The following is a 6301-nucleotide window of genomic DNA, read 5'->3' as shown; positions in this document are numbered from 1 at the left end:
ATTAATAAATATTACCAATTAAACCCTTAATAAAAATCTAATTCATCCCTTTGATTTATTCAACCTTTTTTTAAAAAAATAATAATCACTATATTAATATAGGTTCGCAAATAAATCAGGACGTAAAAATGCCACAAGTACTGATTTAGCAACGCCTGTAGCATTTTTATTTATTCAAAAAGTAGAGACAACAGGAGTCGATCCCTTGTCTGAAGGCATCATCAACACATGCTTCTACGTGTGTAGTTTATCGATAAAGTTCTCAATGAGACACTGCTGATGAACAGACGTTGTTGCATTCGGGTGGATGGCTCGTGATTCGCAGTCTAAAAAAATAAGCTGACTCATGCAGTTCGGCACACTCGCAATCAGTGATTTGTTAATGGCACTTTTGTTATTCATCTTCTAGGATAATAGTGATGTGATTGTTGTGGATTTATTTAACTTGTGGTGAGCATCAAATAACCGAATCGATATCATAATGGAATCAAGTTTGAAATGGAGATAAATCGACTTTGATTAACAAAAGAAGAAACAAGAAAAGGGCCACCCGTGCATAAACTACGCACGGATGACCCTCTTCTTTCATTCCATCTTCTTATAGCATGACACTTAAAGTCAGCTAACCTAGCTGATCACTCACCAGCTTGTTTCTTCTCTTGTTGCTTCTTTAAATACGCTTCTCGAAGCTGATTGATTTTATCTTTTTTATTCGATACAGCTGGTTTTTTCCCATCTTGATACTTGGCAGCGGCCACCTTACTTTTCATATCTAATTGATATTTTCCCATTCGATTCACCTACTTTCATTTCATTGTGAGACATGCTCCATTCACATTAAAAGACCTTCTAATCTCAATGAAATTAGAAGGTCTTCATGAAATATCATTGATCACAGTCATCGTAGACTGCTTAAAAATGGAGACGGCGGGAGTCGAACCCGCGTCCGAAGGCATCGTAACGCATGCTTCTACGTGTGTAGTTTATCTATTGAATCTCAATGTGACACTGCCGATAAACAGGCGTTGTCGCATCCAGTCTGGTTCATCTCTTCTTCGCGCCCTCAGACGGCGAGGTTGAAGCGTAGCTTGCTTAGTTTGAGACCCTGATAATCATCCACACAAGCGATGGATGTCAGGATCCGCAGGGCACTTAGGCTGCTGCGAGTTGTGTGTTAGTTTTGCCAGTTATAGGCGTTTGCGTTTTAACGAGGCCGACCCCTCGACACGCCACATACGACCGACCTACCCCCGTCGAATCCATAACGTCCCCGAGGTGGTAATTGGTACTACAACAACTATACCACAATCAGGTCTCGCTGTCAGTATTTTTGCCGGTCCCGGAGTGCCCGGTCGACGTCGCGCTTCGCATCTTTCTTCTTCAAGTCGTCGCGCTTGTCATACTTCTTCTTCCCGCGCCCGATGCCGAGGAGACATTTCGCGAAGCCATTCTTGATGTACACTTTGAGCGGGATGATCGTATAGCCGTCACGCCCTTGTGCGCCGATGAGCTGATTGATTTGTTTCTTATGCAACAATAGCTTTCGGACACGGAGCGGCTCGTGGTTGAACCGGTTCCCTTGCTCGAACGGGCTGATATGACAGTTGTGAAGTGTCGCCTCGCCACCGTCAAAGCGGACATACGCGTCGGCGATATTGATCTTTGACTGGCGCACCGATTTAATCTCGGTCCCCGTCAACACCATACCGGCTTCAATCGTATCTTCAATCGCATAATCGAAGGACGCTTTTCGGTTTTGGGCGAGCACGTTCGAATCTTTCTTCTTGGCCATACACATTCAGTCCTTTACTTCAATATGGAGGAGGGGTCGCCCCCTCCCGTCAACGACGCTTCTTCGCTCCGCGTTTGGCGTCGCCTTTACGTTTTTGCTTGTCTTTGTTTTTCAAGTTGAGCGCCGAACGGCCTTGTGACGATTTCTCGCCGTCCCGTTTCGGCTTCTCGCCTGGTTTCGCCGATTTGCCGGCTTGACCCGATTTCCCTGACTTGCCACGTTTCGGACGTTTGTCGTCACGACCACGGCCTCCGCGCTTGTCGTCTTTCTTCGGACGGCCTTCTTTCGCCTTGATCGTCGTCGGTTGACGACGGCGCGACTGTTCCCGCTTCGGCATCCCGACGATCGTGAAGTCAATCGTCCGCTCGTCTAGGTTGACGGCGTCGACTTTGACACGGACGGCGTCCCCGATGCGGAACTGACGGTTCGTGCGCTCCCCGAGCAACATGAGCTGCGACTCGTCGAAGTGGTAATAGTCATCCATCGACTGGAGACGGACGAGCCCTTCAATCGTGTTCGGGAGCTCGATGAACATCCCGAAGTTCGTGACACCGCTGACGACGCCATCGAACTCTTCCCCGAGACGCGATTCCATATACTCGGCTTTCTTCAAGGCTTGCGTCTCACGCTCGGCATCGACCGAACGACGCTCACGTTTCGACGCCTGCTCGGCGATCGAGTCGAGACGGTCCTCGTATTTGGCGATCGTCTTCTCTGACACGTCGCCGTTGAAGACGTATGTGCGCATGAGACGGTGGACGATCAAGTCCGGGTAACGACGAATCGGTGACGTGAAGTGCGTGTAGAAGTCGGTCGCAAGACCGAAGTGGCCGAGCGAGACGTCGTCGTACTTCGCCTGTTGCATCGAGCGGAGCATGATCGTGCTGATGACCGCTTCTTCCGGTTCCCCTGCGATCGCCTTCAAAATCTTTTGAAGCGTCTTCGGGTCGACCGTCTGGCCTTTGAACCGTTCGATATGAACGCCGAAGTTGGCGACGAAATCGAAGAAGAAGTCGAGCTTGTCCGACTTCGGATTGTCGTGGACACGATAGATGAACGGGACGTCCATCTTGTGGAAGTGCTCTGCGACCGTCTCGTTGGCGGCGAGCATGAACTCTTCGATCAACTTCTCGGCGACCGAGCGTGGACGTAAGACGATGTCGGCCGGTTTGCCTTCTTCGTCGACGACGACTTTCGCCTCGGCGAAATCGAAGTTGATGGCCCCGCGCGAGTTACGGCGCTTGCGCAGCACTTCCGCGAGCTCGGCCATGAGGTCGAACAACGGGATATACGGCTCGTAGCGTTTGAGCGTCTCTTCGTCGTCGCGCTCGATAATCTCACGGACGTTCGTGTACGTCATCCGCTCCGTCGTCTTGATGACACTCGGGAACAGCTCATGGTTGACGACCTTCCCGTTTTGCGGGGAGATTTCCATGACACAGCTGAGCGTCAAGCGGTTGACGTGCGGGTTGAGCGAACAGATTCCGTTCGAGAGGCGGTGCGGCAGCATCGGGATGACGCGGTCGACGAGATACACACTCGTCCCGCGCTCGAACGCCTCGATGTCGAGCGGCGAGCCTTCCGTCACGTAGTGTGAGACGTCGGCGATGTGGACGCCGAGCTCGTAGTTGCCGTTGTCGAGCTTCTTGACGTGGACGGCATCGTCCAAGTCTTTCGCGTCTTCGCCATCGATCGTGAAGATTGTCTCGTTGCGAAGATCGACGCGGCCCATGAAGTCTTTCTCGTCGGCCTCGTCCGGCACGGCGTTCGCCTGGTTGATGACGTCTTCTGGGAACTCGGTCGGAATCCCGTGCTTGTAGACGATCGACAAGATGTCGACGCCCGGGTCGTTCTTGTGTCCGATGATGCGGACGACGTCACACGCCCCGGCGAAACGGCCGTCCGGATATTTCGTGATGCGGACGACGACTTTATGGCCATCGACGGCACCGAGCGATTTGTCCGGGTTGACGACCGGCCAGAAGTTGATGCGCTTGTCGTCCGGCTCGATGAAGGCGAACTGGTCGAGGCGTCCGCTCGGGAGCGTGTACGTCCCGACAAACTCCGACAAGCCGCGCTTCAATACTTTGAGGAGCACGCCCTCGGTCTTGCCACGGTTGTCCTCGCGTTTTTTGACGAGGATCGTGTCGCCGTGGTAGACGTCTTTCAATTGCTCGGCCGGCAAGAAGACGTCATCGGCCTCTCCTTCGACCGACAAGAAGCCAAAGCCGCGCTGGTGAATCGAGATGATGCCGGCAACTTGGCCGAGTGCGGCGAGCGTCCCGTAACGGTTCGTCCGCGTCCGGCCGATTAACCCCTCTTCTTCGAGGGCGTTTAATGTTCGGATGAGTTCTTTAAACGCATCCGTCGACTCGAGCGCTAATCGCTCGGTCAATTGGTCGACAGTGAGCGCTTTATCGCTCGACTGGATGATTTCTAGTAGTTGGTCACGTAAATTCAACGTGACACCTCCTTTTCACACTGACCAGTCCAACGTTTCGAGAAAATCGAGCACGTCGTGGTGCAGTTTCTCTTTTTCTTTGTCGAGGGTGATCACGTGTCCTGACTCCTCATATATGAGCAGTTCTTTTTGGAACGCGTTGATCGCCTCGTAAATCTCGTGTGCAGATTGAGGATCAACCATGCGGTCTTTCGCCCCTTGGACGACGAGCGCCGGGACGAAGATGTCTTCGAGTTTCGTCGTCGTCTCGCGGACGAACGCACGAAGGTCCTTGAGCGTCGGCATCGGCTTGAAGTCGTCCATCTCTTGCTCGATTTGCTCAGGTGTTTTCGCTTCTCTTGATTTATATTCTCGGGCGTACGCCTGGACTCCTTTGTATAACCGGTCCTCGGCGTCGATGCCGGTCGGTGCGCACATCGGGATGACCCCTTTGACGTTCATTTCTGAGGCGAGGCGAAGCGACATGACGCCGCCAAGCGAGAGGCCACAGACGGCAATCTCGTCATAACCTTTATCTTTTAACGCCTGATACGCGTCCTGGACGTCTTGCCACCAGTCGGCTGGTCCGAACTGAAGCAATTCTTCCGGTGGGACGCCATGTCCCCGATACTGGGGTCCCATACACGTATAGCCTTCTTTTTGTAGGAAACGGCCGAGCATGCGGACGTCCGCGCTCGATCCGGTAAAGCCATGTAACATCAACACGGCACGTGGTCCGCCTTCAAAGAAAAACGGTTTCGGTGCAGTCACTTTCATCGTTCAAGTCATCTCCTCGTACATTCCATTATTCCCAAAAAAAATTCTAAAAAAACAAAAGCTGACCGCCTCACGTAAAAATCGAGAACGATCAGCCTTTCATCATAATGATGCGACTAGTAATCCTAAAATGAAAAACAACGTGCCTAGTACAGCTGCAGTTCGGTTCAAAACAGCGTCAAAGCCGCGCGCTTTCTGGCGGCCGAACAACTGCTCCGCGCCACCTGCAATCGCCCCAAGACCTTGCGACCGACCTGACATGAGCAGTACGACGACAATCAATAAGACAGCCACGACGAGTAGGCTGATTGTAGCGATCGTTTGCATAGTAGTCAGTTCCTCCTTCTTTTTACACGCCTTTTATTATATAGAAGTTATGACGAAAACACCAGCTTTCAAATTATCGGGACGGGTAGCTGAACCCTTCCCCGATGACCTCTTTCACTTGGTGGATGACGACGAACGCACGCGGGTCCGTCACTTCGACGATTTTCTTGAGCGGCGCGACTTGGCGCTTGTCGACGATCATATAGAGCATGTTCTTATCCTGCTTCGTATAGTAGCCGTGGCCGTGGATAATCGTCGCCGAGCGGCCGAGCGTCTCCGTCAACACGACGGCGAGCTCTTCTTGTTTGTCGCTGATGATCGTGACGGCCTTGCGGATGTTGAGTCCCTCGGCGACGAGGTCGATCACCCACGAGCCGATGATGATGGCGATGAGCGTATAGAGGACGACTTGTTCCCCGAGGAAGAAACCCGAGGCGGCGACGACGATGGCATCGATGATGAACATCGACACGGCGACGCTCAAATGAAGATACCGCTCCATGAGCCGGGCGATGATGACCCCGCCCCCGGTCGTTCCGCCGACACGGAGCACCATACCGATACCGATTCCAATCAAAATCCCAGCATAGACGGCCGCGAGCAGCTTGTCTTCCGACGGGCTGCCCCAGTTGTGCGTCAAGCTGAGGAAGAACGACGTCGCGACGACGGAGATGACGGAGTACACCATCGTCCGGCGGTCGAGTAGCTTATACCCGATGATGAAGAGAATCCCGTTCCCGATAATCGACGTGACGCCGAGGTCCCACTCGAACAGATAGAACAAGATGATCGTCACCCCGAGCAGTCCGCCTTCCGAGAAGTCGTTCGGGACGGTGAAGTAGTTGACCCCGAAGGCGAGGATGAACGACCCGGCGATAATCCAGGCGATGTCCTTTAACGAGATCGATTGCAGTTTCTTCCACACCTGTTGGCGGAGCAGATGTTGTTGTTGACGTTTCATATGA

At 52.6% G+C, this 6301-nt stretch carries 6 protein-coding genes and 1 other RNA gene; all 7 read right to left on the bottom strand.

Annotated features, from left to right (window positions below):
- Window positions 1-635: 635 nt before the first annotated feature.
- Window positions 636-791, bottom strand: a complete 156-nt coding sequence (locus tag RT52_RS06585; protein WP_034816047.1) for a hypothetical protein — start codon at window positions 789-791, stop codon at window positions 636-638.
- Between the two features lie 125 nt (window positions 792-916).
- Window positions 917-1272, bottom strand: a transfer-messenger RNA (tmRNA) gene (gene ssrA, locus RT52_RS16165).
- A 49-nt stretch (window positions 1273-1321) separates the two neighbouring features.
- On the bottom strand, window positions 1322-1792 hold the full coding sequence (smpB, locus tag RT52_RS06580) for an SsrA-binding protein SmpB (RefSeq protein ID WP_029334607.1): 471 nt from the start codon (window positions 1790-1792) through the stop codon (window positions 1322-1324).
- A gap of 49 nt (window positions 1793-1841) precedes the next feature.
- Window positions 1842-4253, bottom strand: coding sequence for a ribonuclease R (gene rnr, locus RT52_RS06575; protein WP_034816045.1), 2412 nt, complete (start codon window positions 4251-4253; stop codon window positions 1842-1844).
- Between the two features lie 15 nt (window positions 4254-4268).
- Window positions 4269-5009 carry an alpha/beta hydrolase gene (locus RT52_RS06570; RefSeq protein WP_034816042.1) on the bottom strand — a complete coding sequence of 247 codons (741 nt, stop codon included), beginning with the start codon at window positions 5007-5009 and terminating at the stop codon, window positions 4269-4271.
- A gap of 102 nt (window positions 5010-5111) precedes the next feature.
- The gene (gene secG / locus RT52_RS06565; RefSeq protein WP_012726902.1) at window positions 5112-5336 is read right to left on the bottom strand and encodes a preprotein translocase subunit SecG; all 225 of its coding nucleotides are present in this window, start codon (window positions 5334-5336) and stop codon (window positions 5112-5114) included.
- Between the two features lie 73 nt (window positions 5337-5409).
- Window positions 5410-6297, bottom strand: coding sequence for a YitT family protein (locus RT52_RS06560; RefSeq protein WP_051690297.1), 888 nt, complete (start codon window positions 6295-6297; stop codon window positions 5410-5412).
- Between the last annotated feature and the right edge of the window lie 4 nt (window positions 6298-6301).

Origin of the sequence: Exiguobacterium alkaliphilum 12/1, assembly GCF_000714435.1 — a bacterium.
GTDB classification, from domain to species: domain Bacteria; phylum Bacillota; class Bacilli; order Exiguobacteriales; family Exiguobacteriaceae; genus Exiguobacterium; species Exiguobacterium alkaliphilum.
This window is presented reverse-complemented; position numbering and strand designations above follow the sequence as displayed.